This is a genomic window from Pseudooceanicola batsensis HTCC2597, assembly GCF_000152725.1.
Lineage (GTDB): Bacteria > Pseudomonadota > Alphaproteobacteria > Rhodobacterales > Rhodobacteraceae > Pseudooceanicola > Pseudooceanicola batsensis.
Genome location: NZ_CH724131.1, coordinates 337,846 through 356,014 on the forward strand (window position 1 = coordinate 337,846; position 18,169 = coordinate 356,014).

The window sequence follows — 18,169 nt, forward strand, 5'->3', positions numbered from 1 at the left end:
TGATCTCGCCGGTGCGCATGGTCTTTTCCCAGGCGGTCACGCCCATGCCGCCGCGCCCGCGCAGGGGATAGTCGTGCGAGGAGCTGATATGGCCCGCGCCGCCCGCCGTTATCGTCAGGATCAGCGTCTCGGCCGCCGACATCTCGGCATAGCGGTCTTGCGGCAGGGGCATGTCGGCGTTGCCCTCTTCCTCGTCCGTGGTCTGTTCCACGTCGCCCGCCATCGCGCGGCGCATCTTGAGATACGAGGCGCGTTCGTCCGATTCAGCCGGGAACGTCGGCAGCACGAACATCGAGGCGACCTCGTCCTTCTCGTTCAGCCGCACGCCCCGCACACCGACGGAACTGCGCGAGTTGAAGACCCGCACGTCATCCGCACGGAACCGTATGGCGCACCCATTGACTGTCACTGGGATATCTGCTCCAGCGCGACACCGGCGGCCGAGGGATCCCCATCGGTCGAAAGATCGCCCAGGGAGACAATCCCGACGAGCCGCTTGTCGCGATCCACCACGGGCATCCGGCGCACCTGGCGCTCGCCCATGTTGCGGGCCACCTCGGCGACCTCCTGGTCGTCGAAGCAATAGAGTACCTCCTGGCCCATCACCTCGCGCACGGCGTCATCGGCCGACTTGCCCCGTGCCATCCCGTTGACGACGATGTCCCGGTCCGTGATCGTGCCGACCAGCCGGTCGTTCTCGCCCACGGGGACAAAGCCGGTGTCGATGCGTCGCATGACCTCGGCCGCCTCGCCGAGTGTCTGCTGCGGGGTCAGTGTCACCGCGTGCTGGTTCATCACTTCTCTGACTTGCATTTCATCCTCCTTTGGGTTCGTGGCACGGCCATCCGGCCGCATCTGTGCCCGGAAACTGGCCCTGCCCATCATTGTTCCCGCCGCCTCGGGCCTGGCGGGGCAGGCCCAGACTGGCCTGGGCCCGGTGTCGGGCCGGTGCCGGGGGCGGTCCGGGTGCTACTCGATGACCGCACAGGCGATGCGGTCGCCGGCGTCGCCCGAGGGCTGGCTCTCGTAGTCGTCGGCGCCGCCGTGGATCATCAGGGCCCGACCCGAGGCGTTGCCCTGCTCACCGCCGAGAAACACCTGGCGGTTGAGCACCTGCGCCTTCAGCGTGCCATCGGCCGAGACATACTGGTTCGGCATGTCGCCGGCGTGAAAGCCGCCTTCGCGGAAGAAGCCGTGTTCCGTGTCCGAAATGGTGAAGTGTCCGCCGGCCGAGTCGAATCCGCCTTCTGCATCGCATTCGCCGGTCTCGTGGATATGGAATCCGTGCCAGGTTTCCGGCGGCAGATCCCTGAGATCGAGCTCGATCAGCAGCCCCGCCGGGGTGCCGGTCAGCGTGGCCGTGCCGATTTCGGCGCCGTCCGCATTGATGAAGGTCGTCTCCTGTTCGGTTTGCTGGCCGTCCTGCGCCGTCGCCGCGCCCGCGATCGCGAGCAGGGCGGCCGCGCCGAGAGCGCGGGGCAGGGCAGTGCGTGAATGGGTCATGTGGTCCTCCTGAATGTCTGGTTGCACCGGGGGCCGCCGTCGCCGCCCCCGCCGGCGATCACGCGGCCGGCTGGACGCGCAGGTTGTTCTGGACGTGGGTCACGCCCGAGACGCTGTCGGCGCAATCCTCGGCGTGCCGCTTGGCGCGGCGCGAGTCGACGGTGCCGTCCAGAGTGATCTCGCGGTCCTTGACGCTGACGCTGATCTCGCGCGCGTCGATATAGGGATCGTCGGTCAGGCGGTCGTGGATGTCCTCCTCGATCCGCGCGTCCGAGCGGATATAGCCCTTGGGACCCCGGCCACGGTGGTCGGCTTCCCGCCGCGCCTCCGCCGCGTCGTCGCCGAACCAGGATGCGACCTCGTCGCCGGCCTTGTCGAAGAAGTCCCGCCCCCGGGAACCCGGGTCGTTCCGAAAGGCCATCTGCTCGCGCGGGTGTCCGGCGGGGAAGGGGCCGGCATAGGCGCCATAGGCCTCCTCGGGGTAGGCCGGCGGCATGAAGGGCCAGCCGTAGCTGCCGAACATCGGCGCCTGGCCATAGGCCATCTGGTCCATCCAGGACCGCCGTCCGCCCCGCGTATACGGGGACCGGCCGCTCTCGCGGTGGCGCCGGGCCATTTCCTCGCGCGCTTCTTCTTCGGTCATGTCTTCAAACGGTCGAGCCATGATTATCCTCCAATCCGTCCGCCGGCAGTGGGGCCGGCGGGTCTGTGGGCTGGAACAGACCGCGGCAGGTTTTGTTCCAGCGCGGGGCCGGCGCGGCGGGGCGCCGCAAGGGGGGATTTTTCCGCCCTGCCGGTGCCGCCGCCGGCACCCGCCGCGCCGGGTGGCGGGCGGGTAAATGCCCTTTCAGATCATGGGGATGCCGCCGATGACCTCCACCGTCGCGCCGGTGGTGTAGCTTGACAGCGGATCGGCAAGCATCACGTAGGCGGTGGCCAGCTCGGCCGGCTGCGCGGGGCGGCCGATCGGCTTGTTCTCGCCGAAATGCGCCACCGAATCCGGCGGCAGGGTGGCGGGGATCAGCGGGGTCCAGACCGGCCCGGGCGCCACGCAATTGGCGCGGATCCCCCGCGGCGCGAGCATCTGCGCCAGACCCACGGTGAAATTCTGGATGGCCCCCTTGGTGGCGGCATAGGCCAGCAGGCCGGGGTTCGGCTTGTCCGAGTTGATCGAGGCGGTGTTGATGATCGAGCCGCCCTTCTCCATGATCGGCACGGCCGCCTTGCACAAGTAGAACATCGAATGGATGTTGGTGCGGAAGGTCATGTCCCACTCCTCGTCCGTGATGTCCTCGAGATTGTCGAAATGCATCTGGTGCGCCGCGTTGTTCACCAGGATGTCGATCCGTCCGAAGGCCTCGCGCGTGTCGCGCACCAGCGTGCGGCAGTGATCGCCGTCCTGGATATCGCCGGGCATGACAAAGGCGCGCCGTCCGGCCTCTTCGACCAGGGCACGGGTCACGTCCGCTTCATCGTGTTCCTCGAGATACGAGATCATCACGTCGGCGCCTTCGCGCGCATAGGCCAGCGCCACGGCACGACCGATGCCGCTGTCGGCCCCGGTGATGAGCGCCGCCATGCCCTCGAGCTTGCCGGAGCCGCGATAGCTCTCCTCGCCGTGATCGGGGCGCGGGTCCATGCGGTCGGTCTGGCCGGGAAGCGGCTGCGGTTGTTCGGGGAAGGGGGGCTTGGGGTAAGTCATTGCGGATCTCCTGGTTGCCGTCAGGGGCTCAACAGTCGCGCCCCGAGGACGTTCCCGGCCCGTTGCAGGACGGGCGCGCGGAACCTTGCCGACAGGGGGTGCCGGTGGCAGGATCGCCCGTGGCGGCGACCCTCGCCCCGGTTTTCGCGGGGCTCGGCCGCAGGAATTGGCGCGGACGGGCAGGGGCGAAGGTGCCGCGCCGAGGTGCGACGGCCCATTGACCGCAGACCACAGGCACGACGAAGGGGCCGCATGAAACAGTTCACCGCCACTTTCGGGCGCGGCAGTACCGATGAGGCCCGCGGGAACGGTTCGGCCGCGTTTGCCGCCCCCAAGCCCCGGCCGGAGGTGCCGCAGGCGCGCCGACCCCTTGCGCTGGCGCCCGGTCGCGCGCCCGGAGGCTTGGCCGCGACTGGGCCGGGCCGCACCTGCCATGGGGCCGCGAACCACGCCGACCCCCGCCGGAGGAGCGGCCGCATCCCGCGGACCCGACCGGCGGACCGCCCGTGCCCGGTGGCTGGCCCGCCCGGCGTGGCGCCGTCGCTCGACCGTTCGACCGCGTTTAACGCAGGTCGGGCGCAGGGGGCCGGGATGTCGGGCCGGGCTTTGCCGCGGCGTTCCGGCTGCACCGGCCTTCCTCTCCGGAGCCCGGCATGAGCGGCGGCGCACCCTTCGGCCGTCTCGCCACCGGCGAGGAGATCCGCCGCTGGCACATCGAGGCCGGAGAACTCGAGGCGGCCGTGATCACCTGGGGCGCGACCGTCCAGGACCTGCGCTACCGCGGCCGCGGCGTCGTTCTCGGGGCGGACCGGCTCGAGCCCTATTTCGACGACCTGCAATATGCCGGCGCCATCGTGGGCCGCTTTGCGAACAGGATCGGGGGCGCGCGGTTCGACCTGAACGGCACCACCTACCGGACCGATCCCAACTTCCGCGGACGCCACACGCTGCACGGCGGCGGCAGGGGCGCAGGCGAAAGGCCGTGGCGCATGGAAGAGCTGCGCGACGACAGCGTGCGCCTGTCGCTGCATCTTCCGGACGGGGACATGGGCTTTCCCGGCGCACTCGACGTCATGGCCACCTACAGCCTCGAACCGCCCGCCACCTTGCGGGTCGTGATCGAGGCGCGAACGACCCGCGCGACGCCCTGCAGCTTCGCCCATCACGGATACTTCGTTCTCGACGACAGCGGCACCGGCACCCGCTACGCCCTGCAGATCGACGCCGAACGCTATCTTCCGGTCGATGACGACCTCATCCCGACCGGAGAGATCGCCGGGGTCGCCGGTACGCCGTTCGACTTCCGCACCCGGCGGCCGATCGGCACGTCGGGCTACGACCACAACTTCTGCCTTTCGCCCGGCGGCGGCGCGCTGCGGCGGGTGGCCCGGGCGGACAGTCCCGCCAGCGGGCTTTGCATGGAGGTTTCGACGACCGAACCGGGCCTGCAACTCTATGACGGCGCCCATCTGCGCGGGCTGCCGAGAAACGGCACGCCGCTGGGGGCGAACCCGGCCATCGCGCTCGAGGCGCAGGCCTGGCCTGACAGCCCCAACCATGCCAATTTTCCCGATTGCATCCTCAGGCCCGGGTCGGTCTACCGATCCGAGACGCTTTATTCCTTCGGGTACGGGAGCAGCGCCGACCAGCCGGCGTCCCCGCATGCGCCACGGTGATCCCGGCAAGTCCCGGCGACCTGCGGTTCTACAAGATCGACCACGAGACATGCGGCGCGCGCGGCGAGAGAGACCCCGCAAACGCGCCGTTCTGCATGGCGACGCTCGACCGCGAACTATTCTTGCAGGTCCTCAGCGGGCCGGGACGGGCACCCCCCACCGAAACCGATCTTCCGATCGAACCCGACCCGGGCCGATGCCCGAGCGCTGCTCCACCCCGTTCGGGACCGGATCCGGACCGACACACAAGCATTCCGCTTTCGCTTTCCACGCCCGACCGTTATGCGAACGCCCGGAAGGAGTGCCCCCGTGACCCCCGAAGCCCGTATCGCCACCGCCGCCGATCTTCTCGACGTCATCCTGGCCGGCGACCCGGCGGAACGTGCCCTGACGGACTGGGCCCGCCGCAACCGCTATGCCGGGTCCCGGGACCGTGCCGCCATCCGCGATCACGTCTATGACGCCCTGCGCTGCCGCCGCAGCTTCGCCCTGCTCGGCGGGGGCGAGACGGGGCGCGGCCTGATGCTGGGCTATCTGCTGTCCGAAGGGCGCGACCCGCGCGATGTCTTCACCGGGCAGGGCTATGGTCCCGCCCCTCTGACCGGCGCCGAAGCCGCGGCCCTTGCCGAGACCCCGGCAGAGGCCCTGCGCGCGGCACCGCGTCCCGTGGCCTGCGACATGCCCGACTGGCTCTGGCCGCAGCTCGAGACGTCGCTGGGCGACCGGACCGAGACCATCGCCGCGATCCTGCGCCGCCGCGCGCCGGTTTTCCTGCGGGTCAACCTGCGAAAGACGGACCGCGCCGCCGCCCGCGCCGCGCTGGCCGCCGAGGAGATCGTCACCCGGCCTCATGCCCTTGCCGAGACCGCGCTGGAAGTGACCGACGGCGCCCGGCGCGTCGCCATGAGCCGCGCCTATGACGAGGGGCTGGTCGAGCTTCAGGACGCGGCCAGCCAGGCCGTCGCCGCAGCACTGCCCCTGCGCGAGGGGCTTTCGGTGCTGGACTACTGCGCCGGGGGCGGGGGCAAGACGCTGGCCATCGCCGGCCGGATCGACGGCACCTTCACCGCGCACGACGCCGACGCAGGGCGGATGGCGGATCTTCCCGAACGCGCCCGGCGCGCCGGGATCGCGGTCACTCTCACCGACCGCCCCCGCGGTCCCTTCGACCTCGTGCTCTGCGACGTGCCGTGTTCCGGCAGCGGGGCCTGGCGCCGCTCGCCCTCGGGCAAATGGGCGCTGTCGCAAGAGACGCTCGACCGGCTCAACGCGACGCAGCTGGATATCCTGAAGAGGGCCGCCGGCCTCGTCGCCCCGGGGGGTACGCTCGCCTATGTCACCTGCTCGCTCCTGCGGGCCGAGAACCAGGAGAGGGTGGCGGCCTTCCGCGCGACCGACCCCGGCTGGCGCATCGCCGCGGAACGGCAGTTTCTCCCGGACGAGGGGGGCGACGGCTTCTATCTCGCCTGTCTCTCCAGGACCGGCTGAGCGGCGGCATCTCCGTCGATCGGACCGGCGCGTTAACCATTGGTTAACCCGGCCTGCGCCACAAAGGACGCGGGAACTGCAGCCGGGGGGCATCGAATTGCACGGGTCGACACACCAAGCGCACGGACGAAGACCGGCCTCCGCGGGGCCGGAGGCCGGTCCCTCCTGGCCGGACGTGCTGGCGCGACGGCGGGTCTCGATGGCTCTCCTGCTGGCGGCCCTCCCGCTGCTGGCGGTGGCGCAATTCGCGCCCAGCGATCCCCTTTCGCGGGCCTGGACCTTGTTTTTCGTGGCCGCCGCGGCGACCCTGCTCGTCATATCCGGCGGAATCGCGCTCCGGGTCGTCTGGCGATCCGGCGTGGCGGCCGCCGACAAGGACGAGGAGGCGATGGACGGCATACTCGACGCCCTGCCCGGGCCGGCGCTGGTCACGACCCGAGAGCTCGACCTCGTCGAAGCCAATGCCGCCGCGCGTGACAGCATCCTCGCGCCGGGTCCCGGCACGCAGGCGGGGCGGCCGGACATCCCCGCCGAACTTGCCGCGGCCATGGCCGACATGGCGGATCCCGCGGCAAGGCACCACCCGAGCCGGAGCCGCGAGGTAACGGCCGCCGGCAAGACCTGGACGCTCATGTCGCGCCGTCTCGGAGAGAACCGGCTGCTCTGGCAGTTCGCCCCGGCCGAAGACGCGACGGGCCCGGCCGGGGAGCCGCCCATCCTGACCCTCGATCCGAGGGGCGCGATCCTCGAGGAGAACGACCCGGCGCGCAGGCTGTTCGGTGCGGGGGGCGCCACGGCCCTTGCCGACCTCTTCCTGGGCTCCGTGCCCTCTCCGGGGCGGAGCGGCCGCGTTCGCACGCCTTCGGGCGAGCGGCCGGTGCTGCTGACGGAATGGCCGACAGACGAGGGCAAGGCCGTCGCCCTGATCCCGCTCGCACCCGGACCCGAGACAGACGGCGGCGGAACGCATTGGGATCACTTCGAGAACCTGCCCGTGCCGCTGCTCTGGATCAGCCCCGAAGGCCGGGTTCAGCGGGCCAACCGCAATGCCGTGCACCTCATCGGTCCCGGCTGCCGGTCCGGCGCCCATCTCCGCGATCTGACCGAGGGGCTGGGCCGTCCGATTTCGGACTGGCTGGACGAGGCGAAGTCGGGTCACCGGGCCAACAGCCCCGAATTCCTGCGCGTCACCGGTTCGGACAGCGAGACCTTCGTGCAGATCACCCTCAAGCCCCTCGCCGACGGCGAAGAGACCTCGCTCCTGGCGGTGCTGAACGATGCCACCGAACTCAAGACCCTCGAGGCGCAGTTCGTGCAGAGCCAGAAAATGCAGGCCATTGGCCAGCTCGCCGGCGGCGTGGCGCATGATTTCAACAACCTGCTGACGGCGATCTCGGGCCATTGCGACCTGCTCCTGCTGCGCCACGACCAGGGCGACCCGGAATATGCCGATCTCATGCAGATCAACCAGAACGCCAACCGTGCCGCCGCTCTGGTCAATCAGCTGCTGGCCTTTTCGCGCAAGCAGACGCTACGCCCCGAAGAGGTCGACCTGCGCGAGACGATCTCGGATCTGACGCACCTCCTCAACCGCCTCGTGGGCGAGAAGGTGACCCTCTCATTCAGCCACGACCCCGTCCTGAACGCGATCCGGGCCGACAAGCGCCAGCTCGAACAGGTGCTGATGAACCTCGTCGTCAACGCCCGCGACGCCATCAGCGGCACCGGCGAGATCCGCATCGTGACGGAAGGGGTCGCCCTGGACGCCGCCCAGGTCCGCGACAGGGCGACCATCCCGCCCGGCGATTATGTCTCGGTCAAGGTGATCGACACCGGCTGCGGCATCCCCCCCGACAAGCTCTCGAAGGTCTTCGAACCCTTCTACACCACCAAGCGCGTCGGCGAGGGCACCGGGCTCGGCCTGTCCACCGCCTACGGGATCATCAAGCAGACCGGCGGCTACATCTTCGCCGACAGCGCGCCGGGGCAGGGGACATGCTTCACGCTTCTCTTCCGCGCCTTCAAGAGCGACCGCGCGGTGATGGACGAACTCAAGCAGAGCGTGCAGACGGCGGCCCGCCATGCCGACGGCGTGGTCCTGCTGGTCGAGGACGAGGCACCGGTGCGCGCCTTCGCCTCGCGCGCCCTGCGCCTGCGCGGCTACACGGTTCTCGAGGCCGAGAGCGGCGAGGAGGCGCTCGAGATTCTCGAAGACGGCGATCTCACCGTCGACATCTTCGTCACCGACGTCGTCATGCCAGGGATGGACGGCCCCACCTGGGTCCGCGAGGCGCTGGAAACCCGTCCCGAGGCCAGCGTGATCTTCGTCTCGGGCTATGCCGAGGAGCATTTCGGCGACGCCCAGTCGAAGATCCCCAACTCGGTCTTCCTGCCCAAACCCTTCTCGCTCAGCGAACTGACGCGGACGGTGCAGGGACTGCCCCGTTAGATGCTGTCGTAAAGCGCGAACTCCGCCGCGCGTTTTCGCCGCAGCCGGTCTTCGGTCTCCGGCGACAGGACGAGCGGCATGTCCGGCGAGACGTTCTCGCGGGTGAGCGTGATCCCGCGCTCCAGCCGCTCTTCCAGGAATCGGTGCAGACCGGCCTGATCGTCATAGCGGAAGAACCGGGTCACGCGGGTGCCGTTGCCCGCCGGCTCGACGAACTTGGCCTGGCTGCCCACATTGGCGAATCCCGGACGGTCCCCGCGGCAGTAGGCGGCAACGAACTCGTCAAAACTTACATCGTATGTATTGTTCGGCCGGCCCGCCATGAACGGCCGTCGCCGGTAACGGTACCAGCTTCCCAGCCAGGAGACGGGTTCGCGGATCACGGCCATCACATCCATCTCGTCCGAAACGAATTTTTCCAGCATCGGACGGAAGAACCGGTTGTAGCGGAAAACCGGCGCGTGCTTGAGCTCGGGCGGGTCGTTCACCACGATATCCGCCACCGGCCCGAGCGCCTTTTCCCAGGCCGTCGTCCCGGTCTTCGGCACCGAGAGGAACACCAGCCGGGCCTTGGCAAATACCAGCAAATCAACCTCCGAAGCTGCGTCAACCACTCCTTAACCAGACTCGGGAAGAGTGTCAGTCGGAAAGATTTATATTGAAATGTTCTTCTTTTGGTCTCATATCGGAACAAGAGGCGAACAAACGGCGGTGATTGCTGCCGGAAATCGGGTATGAAATAAGGGGCTGAACCAGATGGCAACGGCAGATCTTCTCTCCATGGATAGCAAGCGCGACGCGAACAAGCAGAAGGCGCTCGACAGTGCGCTGGCCCAGATCGAACGCCAGTTCGGCAAGGGCTCGATCATGAAACTGGGCGGCGACAACCCGTTCCGGGACATCGAGGCGACCTCGACCGGCTCGCTCGGGCTCGACATCGCCCTCGGGATCGGCGGCCTGCCCAAGGGCCGGATCATCGAGATCTACGGCCCCGAATCCTCGGGCAAGACGACGCTCACCCTGCATTGCGTGGCCGAGGAACAGAAAAAGGGCGGCGTCTGCGCCTTCGTCGACGCCGAACACGCGCTCGACCCGCAATACGCAAGGAAACTGGGCGTCGATCTCGACGAGCTGCTGATCTCGCAGCCCGATACCGGCGAACAGGCGCTGGAAATCACCGACACGCTGGTCCGGTCCGGCGCCGTGTCGATGGTGATCGTAGATTCCGTCGCCGCCCTGACCCCGAAATCCGAGCTCGAGGGCGACATGGGCGACAGTTCCGTCGGCGTCCATGCCCGGCTGATGTCCCAGGCCATGCGCAAGCTGACCGGGTCCATCGCGCGCTCGAACTGCATGGTGATCTTCATCAACCAGATTCGCATGAAGATCGGCGTCATGTTCGGCTCGCCCGAGACCACCACCGGCGGCAATGCGCTCAAGTTCTATTCCTCGGTCCGCCTCGACATCCGCCGCATCGGCGCGATCAAGGAACGCGACGAGGTCGTGGGTAACCAGACACGCGTCAAGGTCGTCAAGAACAAGGTCGCACCGCCCTTCAAGCAGGTGGAATTCGACATCATGTACGGCGAGGGCATCTCCAAGACCGGCGAATTGCTGGACCTCGGCGTCAAAGCCGGGGTGGTCGAGAAATCCGGCTCCTGGTATTCTTACGGCGACGAGCGCATCGGACAGGGCCGCGAGAACGCCAAGGTCTTCCTCAGGGAAAACGGCGAAATCGCCTATGCCATCGAAGACAAGATCCGCGCCGCGCATGGCCTGGACTTCGGCATCGAGGGCGAGGGCGGCGACAGCGCGGACGACGTGCTGGACGCCTGAGACCAGCGGCCCCGGATCACGGCGGGCGGCCCAGGCGGGCCGCCTCTGCCGTTTTCGCGCCCCTCTGCGCCACCGTCCGGACCGCAGCGCCGGTCGGCAGCCAAGCCCTGCCGCCGACCCCGGCAGGAACCGAAGGCGGCGCGAGGAATTGACCTAGGACCCCGCCGCCCCGGCGGGCGGGGACTCACGGCCGGAGGAACATGTCGAAGTTCAACTCAGTGGAACGGCGCATCGTCGTCGGCTCGCGCTACCTGACGGGCGCGGCGGTCATCGGTTCGCTCGCCGGGTCGGTCCTGATGTTCGGACTCGGGCTCTTCAACATCTATCTGGCCTTCGCCGGCGGTCTCGAACTGCCGGACGAGGGCGAAAGCTATGGCGCGCAATCCGTGATCAGCGTGATCGAGGCGCTGGACCGTTTCCTCATCGGCATCGTGCTGCTCTATTTCGCCTACGGGGTCTACACGCTCTTCCTGCATCCCGAGCGCTCGCGCGAGGAACTGGCGCTGCCGGATTGGCTCCGGGTCCGCCAGATCGGCCAGCTCAAGCAGGTGGTGGCCGAGGTGATCATCGTCGTGCTCTTCGTGCTGTTCCTGCGGGTGGCGCTCCAGGCCTTTCACAGCCCCGGAATATCGCTGGAAATCAACCAGATCGCGACCCTTCTGGTCCTGCCGGTCAGCGTCGTCCTGCTGGCGCTAGCCCTGCGGCTCGTCCAGCTTCATCCCAAGCCCGAGGCCGCCGAGGAAGAGCCCGGACCGCAGGCGGCGACCCCGGATCCCGAGGGGGAAAAGCCCGAGGACAGGCACGATAAGCCAGAGGCTGTGGACACCAAGGCCCGGCACGGCTAAATCGGGCGGACGCTTGCCCGTCCTTCCCGTCTGCCAAGGTGCCCGACATGCAGAGCCTGAACGACATCCGTTCGACCTTTCTGAACTATTTCAAGAGGCAGGGACACGAGATCGTCCCGTCGAGCCCGCTCGTCCCCCGCAACGACCCCACCCTGATGTTCGCGAACTCCGGCATGGTGCAGTTCAAGAACCTTTTCACCGGGGTCGAGACCCGCGACTATTCTCGCGCCACCACCGCCCAGAAATGCGTCCGCGCCGGCGGCAAGCACAACGACCTCGACAATGTGGGCTATACCGCCCGGCACCATACCTTCTTTGAAATGCTGGGAAATTTCAGCTTCGGCGACTATTTCAAGTCCGAGGCCATCCCCTTTGCCTGGGAACTGGTGACGAAGGAACTCGGCATTCCCAAGGACAGGCTTCTGGTCACTGTCTATCACACGGATGACGAGGCGGCCGATATCTGGAAAAAGGTCGCCGGCCTCCCGGACGACCGGATCATCCGCATCCCGACCGCCGACAACTTCTGGCAGATGGGCCCGACCGGCCCCTGCGGTCCCTGCACCGAGATCTTCTTCGACCACGGCGACAAGTTCTGGGGTGGCCCTCCGGGAAGCCCGGAGGAAGACGGCGACCGGTTCATCGAGATCTGGAACCTCGTCTTCATGCAGTACGAGCAGTTCGAGGATGGCACCCGCCGCGAACTGGACGCGCAGAGCATCGACACCGGCATGGGCATCGAACGGGTGGCCGCGTTGCTGCAGGGCACCAACGACAACTATGCCACCGACCTGATGCGCGCGCTGATCGAGGCGTCGGCGCATCAGACCTCCTCGGAGCCGGACGGGCCGGGCAAGACCCATCACCGGGTGATCGCGGACCATCTGCGGTCGACCTCCTTCCTGATCGCGGACGGCGTGATGCCGTCGAACGACGGGCGCGGCTATGTCCTGCGCCGGATCATGCGCCGCGCCATGCGCCACGCGCATCTGCTGGGCGCGCAGGATCCGCTGATGCACCGGCTGGTGCCGGAACTCGTCCGGCAGATGGGCGAGGCCTATCCCGAACTGCGCCAGGCCCAGGCCCTGATCGAAGAGACGCTGAAGCTCGAGGAGACGCGCTTTCGCCAGACGCTGGACCGCGGGCTCAAGCTGTTGGACGACGAGCTTTCCGGCCTGCCCGAGGATGCGGCGCTGCCGGGCGAGGCCGCGTTCAAGCTGTATGACACCTACGGCTTCCCGCTCGACCTCACCCAGGACGCCCTGCGCGAAAAGGGCCGCACGGTCGATACCGAAGGCTTCGACAGCGCCATGGCCGAACAGAAGGCCAAGGCGCGCGCCGCCTGGGCGGGGTCGGGCGAAAGCGCCGACCTGAGCGTCTGGTTCGACCTGGCCGACCAGCATGGCGCCACGGATTTCCTGGGCTACGACACCGAAACCGCCGAGGGCCAGATCCTCGCGCTGATCCGGGACGGTGAGCAGGTCGAGGAACTGAAAAGCGGCGAACAGGGCTGGATCGTCACCAACCAGACCCCCTTCTACGGCGAGGCCGGCGGTCAGGTCGGGGATACGGGCTGGATCCGCCGGCTGGAGAACGAGGACGAGATCGCCACGGTCACCGATACCCAGAAGATGGGGGCGGGGCGGATCTATGCCCACAATGTCACCATCGACCAAGGCAGCTTCCGCGCCTCCGACGCCGTCGCGCTCGAGGTCGATCATGGCCGCCGCGCCACGATCCGCGCCAACCACTCCGCGACGCACCTGCTGCACGAAGCCCTGCGCGAAGCGCTCGGCGATCATGTGGCGCAGCGGGGTTCGCTGAACGCGCCCGACCGGCTGCGGTTCGACTTCAGCCATTCCGCCGCGCTCTCACCCGAGGAGCTGGCCCGGATCGAACGCGACGTGAACGCCTTCATCCGGCAGAACACGCCGGTCGAGACGCGCATCATGACGCCTGACGATGCGCGCGGCCTGGGGGCGCAGGCGCTCTTCGGCGAAAAGTACGGCGACGAGGTGCGGGTGGTCTCGATGGGCCAAAAGGCGACCGGGAAGGGCGCCGGGGGCAACACCTATTCGATCGAGCTCTGCGGCGGCACCCATGTGGCCCGCACCGGCGACATCGGCGCCTTTGCCCTGACCTCGGAAACCGCCTCTTCGGCCGGCGTGCGCCGGATCGAGGCACTGACCGGCGAGGCGGCACTGGCCGAGTTGCGCGGCCGCGACACGGCGCTGGCGCAGATCGAAGGGATGCTCAAGGCGACCGGCCCCGAGGTGGTGAGCCGCGTGAAGGCCATGATGGACGAACGCCGTGCCCTGCAGAACGAAGTCGCGCAGCTGCGCCGCGACCTCGCCATGTCCGGTGGGGCGGGGCAGGGCGGCGGTGCCGAGACGCGCGAGATCAACGGCGTGAAATTCCTCGCTCAGAGCCTCTCGGGCGTCTCCGGCAAGGATCTGCCGGCGCTGATCGACCAGTTCAAGGACCAGATCGGCTCGGGGGCGGTCCTGCTGATCGCCGATACCGGCGGCAAGGCGGCCGTGGCGGCCGGCGTGACCCCGGACCTGACCGACCGGCTGTCGGCCGTCGACCTCGTCCGCGCGGCCGTCCCGGAACTGGGCGGCAAGGGCGGCGGCGGACGCCCCGACATGGCCCAGGGCGGCGGCGCGGATGCGTCGAAGGCCGAGGCCGCGATCAAGGCCGCCGAGGCCGTATTGGGAGGAGATTGAACCATGCCTGCACTCTGGATTGCCCATGTCACCGTCACCGATGCCGAGGCATACGGGAAATATGCGGAACTTGCCGGACCGGCCATCGCCAAGCACGGCGGTGAATTCGTCGCCCGCGGCGGCCGTTTCGTGCAACTCGAAGGCAAGGAGCGCCCGCGCAACGTGGTCGCCCGGTTTCCGAGCGTCGAGGCGGCGGTCGAATGCTACAATTCGTCCGACTACCAGGCCGCGCTCGACCATGCCCGCGGCGCGAGCGAGCGCGAGCTGATGGTGGTCGAAACCTCGGAGTAGCGCGCCCGCGCCCCGGCCACCGCGCCGGGGCCCCGCGGGATCATCGCGGACTATTGGGGGGCGGAGAAGGCGCCCGCGCCCCGGCCACCGCGCCGGGGCCCCGCGGGATCATCGCGGACCATTGGGGGGGCGGAGAAGGCGCCCGCGCCCCGGCCACCGCGCCGGGGCCCCGCAGGATCATCGCGGACCATCGGGGCGCGGAGAAGGCGAAGGAGGCCCCGGCGCGGAGGCCGGGGCAGATCCCGGTGTCAGTACGGGTCTTTCGGGCTGCGGTCCGACGACAGCGTATTCTGGCGCCGTTCCACCAGCAGCTCGATGGCATCGGCCAGGTGCACCTCGGCGATGTTGTAGTCGCCGCGCGCCACGCGAATGCGGTGCGCCTCGATCATCACGTCCGCATGGGTGCAGCCGACCGGCGGTTCGAACCGGTAGCAGGCCAGCTCGATCAGCAGGCCCATGGGATCGGTGAAGTAGATCGAATCCATGAACCCGCGGTCCTTGGGCCCGGAATGCCGGATGCCGCGTTCGTCCAGCCTTTCGACCGCCTGGCTCCACGTCGCCTTGGAGACGTTGAACGCGAGGTGATGGACGCACCCCGCATCCGTCGGCGTCCGCCGCGGGTCGGGCTCGCGGTTCTCGTTGGTGAAGACCGTGATCAGCCGCCCGTCGCCGGGATCGAAATAGAGATGTCCCTCGTTCGGATCGTCTAGGTTCGGCTGGTCGAAGATGAAGGGCATGCCCAGCACCCCTTCCCAGAAGTCGATCGAGGTCTGCCGGTCCGCACCGGTCAGCGTGATGTGATGCACGCCCTGGGTCTGAAGCTTGCGCATGGCGTCGTCCTCCTTGGTCCGCGTTCAAGGATAGGCATTCGCCCCGCTTTTGCCACCCGCGTACTCTGTGCGGCCGCGCGCGATGAGTGTTTGCGGGCAATCACGCTTGCCGGCGGCGGCGCGGGCGCCACCTATGCCCCAGATGCAGTAGCGGAGGTTTCATGATCCGGCACCCCCTTGCCACCCGTCTCATCCGGCGCGTCGAGGCCGTCACGCTGGCGGTGATCATCGTGACGGCCGGGGCGCTCTGGGCCTTCGTGGCCCTGGCGTCCGAAATGCTCGAAGGCGATCTTCACGCGTTCGACGAGGCCATCCTTCTGGCCCTGCGCAACCCCGACGATCCGGCCGATCCGATCGGCGGCGGGGCCGTCGAGATCGCGATGCGGGACCTGACCGCATTGGGCGGCGTGACGGTCCTGGCCCTCATATCGCTGACGGTTCTCTCGGTCCTCCTGCTGAAACGTCAGAGCGCCTCGGCGCTTCTGCTGAGCGCGGCGATTTCGGGCGGGCTGGCGGTGTCCACCGTCGCCAAGTCGACCTTTTCGCGGCCGCGGCCGGACCTGGTGCCCCATGGGGTCGACGCGGCGACGGCCTCGTTTCCCTCGGGGCATTCCATGATGGCGGCGGTCACCTACCTGACCCTGGCGGTCATGCTGACCCGCATCGAACGCCAGAGCGCGGTGCGGGCGCTCTATGTCGCGGTGGCGGCGCTCGTCACCATCCTCATCGGGGCCAGCCGGGTCTACATGGGCGTCCACTGGCCCTCGGACGTGCTGGCGGGCTGGACGCTCGGCGCCGCCTGGGCGCTCGGCCTCTGGCTGCTCGCCCGTCACCTGGCGCGTCGCGGCCGGATCGAGCCGGAAGAGCCGTGCGACGCCTGATCGCCGTGCCCTGCCTGCCTCAGCCCGCCTTGGCCATGCGCTTGCGTTCATGCGGGTCGAGGTACCGCTTGCGCAGCCGGATGGCGTTCGGCGTCACCTCGACAAGCTCGTCGTCGTTGATGTAGGCGATGGCCTCTTCCAGCGAAAACTGGACATGAGGTGTCAGCCGGACCGCGTCATCCGAGCCCGAGGCGCGGACGTTCGTCAGCTTCTTGCCCTTGAGCGGGTTCACCTCGAGATCATTGTCGCGCGAATGCTCGCCGATGATCATCCCCTGATAGACCTTGGCCTGCGGGCCGAGGAACATCCGGCCGCGCTCTTCGAGGTTCCACAGCGCATAGGCCACCGCCTCGCCGGCCTCCATCGAGATCAGAACGCCGGCACGGCGGCCCGGGATCGCGCCCTTGAAGGGGGCCCAGCTGTGGAATACGCGGTTCAGAACGCCCGTTCCGCGCGTATCGGTGAGGAATTCGCCGTGATAGCCGATCAGCCCGCGCGAGGGGACATGCGCGATGATCCGCGTCTTACCTGCCCCGGCCTGGCGCATCTCGACCAACTCGCCCTTGCGCGCGCCGGTCACCTTCTCGATCACGGCGCCGGAATATTCGTCGTCGACGTCGATGGTGACCTCTTCGATCGGCTCGACCCGCTGACCGTCCAGTTCGCGCATGATCACCTGCGGGCGCGAGATCGAGAGTTCGAACCCCTCGCGGCGCATGTTCTCGATCAGCACGCCCATCTGAAGCTCGCCCCGGCCCGAGACCTCGAAAGCCTCGCCGCCCGGCGTGTCTGCGACCTTGATGGCGACGTTGGATTCGGCCTCCTTCATCAGGCGGTCGCGGATCACGCGGCTCTGTACCTTCTTGCCGTCGCGGCCTGCCAGGGGGCTGTCGTTGATCCCGAAGGTGACGGTGATCGTCGGCGGGTCGATCGGCTGCGCATCCAGCGGCTCGTCCACCGCCAGGGCGCAGATCGTGTCGGCCACGGTCGCCTTGCCCATCCCGGCGAGCGAGACGATGTCGCCGGCCTGGGCTTCGTCGATATCCTGAAGCGAGAGCCCGCGGAACGCCTGGATCTTGGTGACGCGGAACTGTTCGATCTTCTGCCCGATGCGGCTGATCGCCTGCACCGTCGCCCCGACCTTCAGCTTGCCGCTCTCGACCCGCCCGGTCAGCATCCGGCCCACGAACGGGTCCGAGCCGAGCGTCGTGGCCAGCATCCGGAAATCCTCGTCCTGCCGCTTGATCTGCCGAGGCGCGGGCACGTGGTTGACGACCAGGTTGAAGAGCGCGTCCAGGTTCTTGCGCGGCCCGTCAAGTTCGGCATCCGCCCAGCCGGACCGGCCCGAGGCGTAGAGATGCGGGAAATCCAGCTGGTCCTCGTCGGCATCGAGCGAGGCGAAGAGATCGAAGCACTCGTCCAGCGCGCGGTCCGGTTCGGCGTCGGGCTTGTCCACCTTGTTCAGCACCACGATCGGACGCAGGCCGAGCGCCAGCGCCTTCGAGGTCACGAACTTCGTCTGCGGCATCGGCCCCTCGGCGGCGTCGACCAGCAGCACCACGCCGTCCACCATCGACAGGATGCGCTCGACCTCGCCGCCGAAATCCGCGTGGCCGGGGGTGTCGACGATGTTGATCCGCGTGCCCTTCCACTCGACGCTGGTGGCCTTGGCGAGGATGGTGATCCCGCGCTCGCGCTCGAGATCGTTCGAATCCATCGCCCGTTCGGCCACGGCCTGGTTCTCGCGGAACACGCCCGATTGCTTGAGCAGTTCGTCCACGAGCGTTGTCTTGCCGTGGTCGACGTGGGCGATGATGGCGATGTTTCGCAGATCCATGGGGCGTCCTTCGGATTGAATGGCGCCCGCGTACAATGCATCTGCAGAAAAGGCTAGGGGGAAACGCGGCGGCAGGCGGCCGCCGGCCCGGGCCCGTCGGCGGGC

Annotated in this window: 15 protein-coding genes and 1 pseudogene; 8 read left to right on the forward strand and 8 right to left on the reverse strand. The window is 68.3% G+C overall.

The annotated features are described in order from the left end of the window. The 5 genes and pseudogenes from OB2597_RS05715 to OB2597_RS05735 all read right to left on the reverse strand — a co-directional run. Window positions 1–409, reverse strand: a pseudogene (locus OB2597_RS05715) (DNA gyrase C-terminal beta-propeller domain-containing protein); the annotation flags it as partial. Beyond that, on the reverse strand, window positions 406–813 hold the full coding sequence (locus OB2597_RS05720; RefSeq protein WP_050759213.1) for a CBS domain-containing protein: 408 nt from the start codon (window positions 811–813) through the stop codon (window positions 406–408). The pseudogene OB2597_RS05715 and the gene OB2597_RS05720, both read right to left, overlap by 4 nt. Before the next feature lie 156 nt (window positions 814–969). Further along, window positions 970–1,503, reverse strand: a complete 534-nt coding sequence (locus tag OB2597_RS05725; protein WP_009804581.1) for a superoxide dismutase family protein — start codon at window positions 1,501–1,503, stop codon at window positions 970–972. Window positions 1,504–1,561: 58 nt separating this feature from the next. Further along, window positions 1,562–2,167 carry a BON domain-containing protein gene (locus OB2597_RS05730; RefSeq protein WP_084658624.1) on the reverse strand — a complete coding sequence of 202 codons (606 nt, stop codon included), beginning with the start codon at window positions 2,165–2,167 and terminating at the stop codon, window positions 1,562–1,564. A gap of 183 nt (window positions 2,168–2,350) precedes the next feature. Further along, window positions 2,351–3,205 (reverse strand): SDR family oxidoreductase, encoded by an 855-nt coding sequence (locus tag OB2597_RS05735; RefSeq protein WP_009804583.1) that lies wholly within the window; start codon window positions 3,203–3,205, stop codon window positions 2,351–2,353. A 653-nt stretch (window positions 3,206–3,858) separates the two neighbouring features. On the opposite strand from OB2597_RS05735, the gene OB2597_RS05740 reads away from it, so the two are divergent. The 3 genes from OB2597_RS05740 to OB2597_RS05750 all read left to right on the forward strand — a co-directional run bounded on the left by OB2597_RS05740 (window position 3,859) and on the right by OB2597_RS05750 (window position 8,818). Continuing rightward, the gene (locus OB2597_RS05740; protein WP_009804584.1) at window positions 3,859–4,881 is read left to right on the forward strand and encodes an aldose epimerase family protein; all 1,023 of its coding nucleotides are present in this window, start codon (window positions 3,859–3,861) and stop codon (window positions 4,879–4,881) included. 309 nt (window positions 4,882–5,190) lie between these two features. Beyond that, window positions 5,191–6,369: an RsmB/NOP family class I SAM-dependent RNA methyltransferase gene (locus OB2597_RS05745; protein WP_009804585.1), complete on the forward strand. Its 1,179-nt coding sequence runs from the start codon at window positions 5,191–5,193 to the stop codon at window positions 6,367–6,369. 199 nt (window positions 6,370–6,568) lie between these two features. Continuing rightward, a complete protein-coding gene (locus OB2597_RS05750) occupies window positions 6,569–8,818 on the forward strand; it encodes an ATP-binding protein (RefSeq protein WP_084658627.1) in 2,250 nt (749 codons plus the stop codon). On the opposite strand, the gene OB2597_RS05755 is transcribed toward OB2597_RS05750, so the two are convergent. Continuing rightward, window positions 8,815–9,405 (reverse strand): hypothetical protein, encoded by a 591-nt coding sequence (locus OB2597_RS05755; protein WP_009804587.1) that lies wholly within the window; start codon window positions 9,403–9,405, stop codon window positions 8,815–8,817. The genes OB2597_RS05750 and OB2597_RS05755 overlap by 4 nt on opposite strands. 169 nt (window positions 9,406–9,574) lie before the next feature. On the opposite strand from OB2597_RS05755, the gene recA reads away from it, so the two are divergent. From recA to OB2597_RS05775, 4 genes are all read left to right on the forward strand, one after another. Further along, on the forward strand, window positions 9,575–10,654 hold the full coding sequence (gene recA / locus OB2597_RS05760) for a recombinase RecA (protein WP_009804588.1): 1,080 nt from the start codon (window positions 9,575–9,577) through the stop codon (window positions 10,652–10,654). Between the two features lie 200 nt (window positions 10,655–10,854). Next, window positions 10,855–11,499 carry a YqhA family protein gene (locus OB2597_RS05765; protein WP_009804589.1) on the forward strand — a complete coding sequence of 215 codons (645 nt, stop codon included), beginning with the start codon at window positions 10,855–10,857 and terminating at the stop codon, window positions 11,497–11,499. A gap of 47 nt (window positions 11,500–11,546) precedes the next feature. Further along, window positions 11,547–14,225 (forward strand): alanine--tRNA ligase, encoded by a 2,679-nt coding sequence (gene alaS, locus OB2597_RS05770; RefSeq protein WP_009804591.1) that lies wholly within the window; start codon window positions 11,547–11,549, stop codon window positions 14,223–14,225. Window positions 14,226–14,228: 3 nt separating this feature from the next. Continuing rightward, on the forward strand, window positions 14,229–14,516 hold the full coding sequence (locus OB2597_RS05775) for a DUF1330 domain-containing protein (protein ID WP_009804592.1): 288 nt from the start codon (window positions 14,229–14,231) through the stop codon (window positions 14,514–14,516). Window positions 14,517–14,764: 248 nt separating this feature from the next. Here OB2597_RS05775 and OB2597_RS05780 read toward each other — a convergent pair whose 3' ends face one another. Further along, window positions 14,765–15,346 carry a VOC family protein gene (locus tag OB2597_RS05780; RefSeq protein ID WP_009804593.1) on the reverse strand — a complete coding sequence of 194 codons (582 nt, stop codon included), beginning with the start codon at window positions 15,344–15,346 and terminating at the stop codon, window positions 14,765–14,767. 161 nt (window positions 15,347–15,507) lie between these two features. Here OB2597_RS05780 and OB2597_RS05785 point away from each other — a divergent pair, with 161 nt between their 5' ends. Further along, window positions 15,508–16,227: a phosphatase PAP2 family protein gene (locus tag OB2597_RS05785; protein WP_009804594.1), complete on the forward strand. Its 720-nt coding sequence runs from the start codon at window positions 15,508–15,510 to the stop codon at window positions 16,225–16,227. 19 nt (window positions 16,228–16,246) lie between these two features. Here OB2597_RS05785 and typA read toward each other — a convergent pair whose 3' ends face one another. Continuing rightward, window positions 16,247–18,064, reverse strand: coding sequence for a translational GTPase TypA (gene typA, locus OB2597_RS05790; RefSeq protein WP_009804595.1), 1,818 nt, complete (start codon window positions 18,062–18,064; stop codon window positions 16,247–16,249). Between the last annotated feature and the right edge of the window lie 105 nt (window positions 18,065–18,169).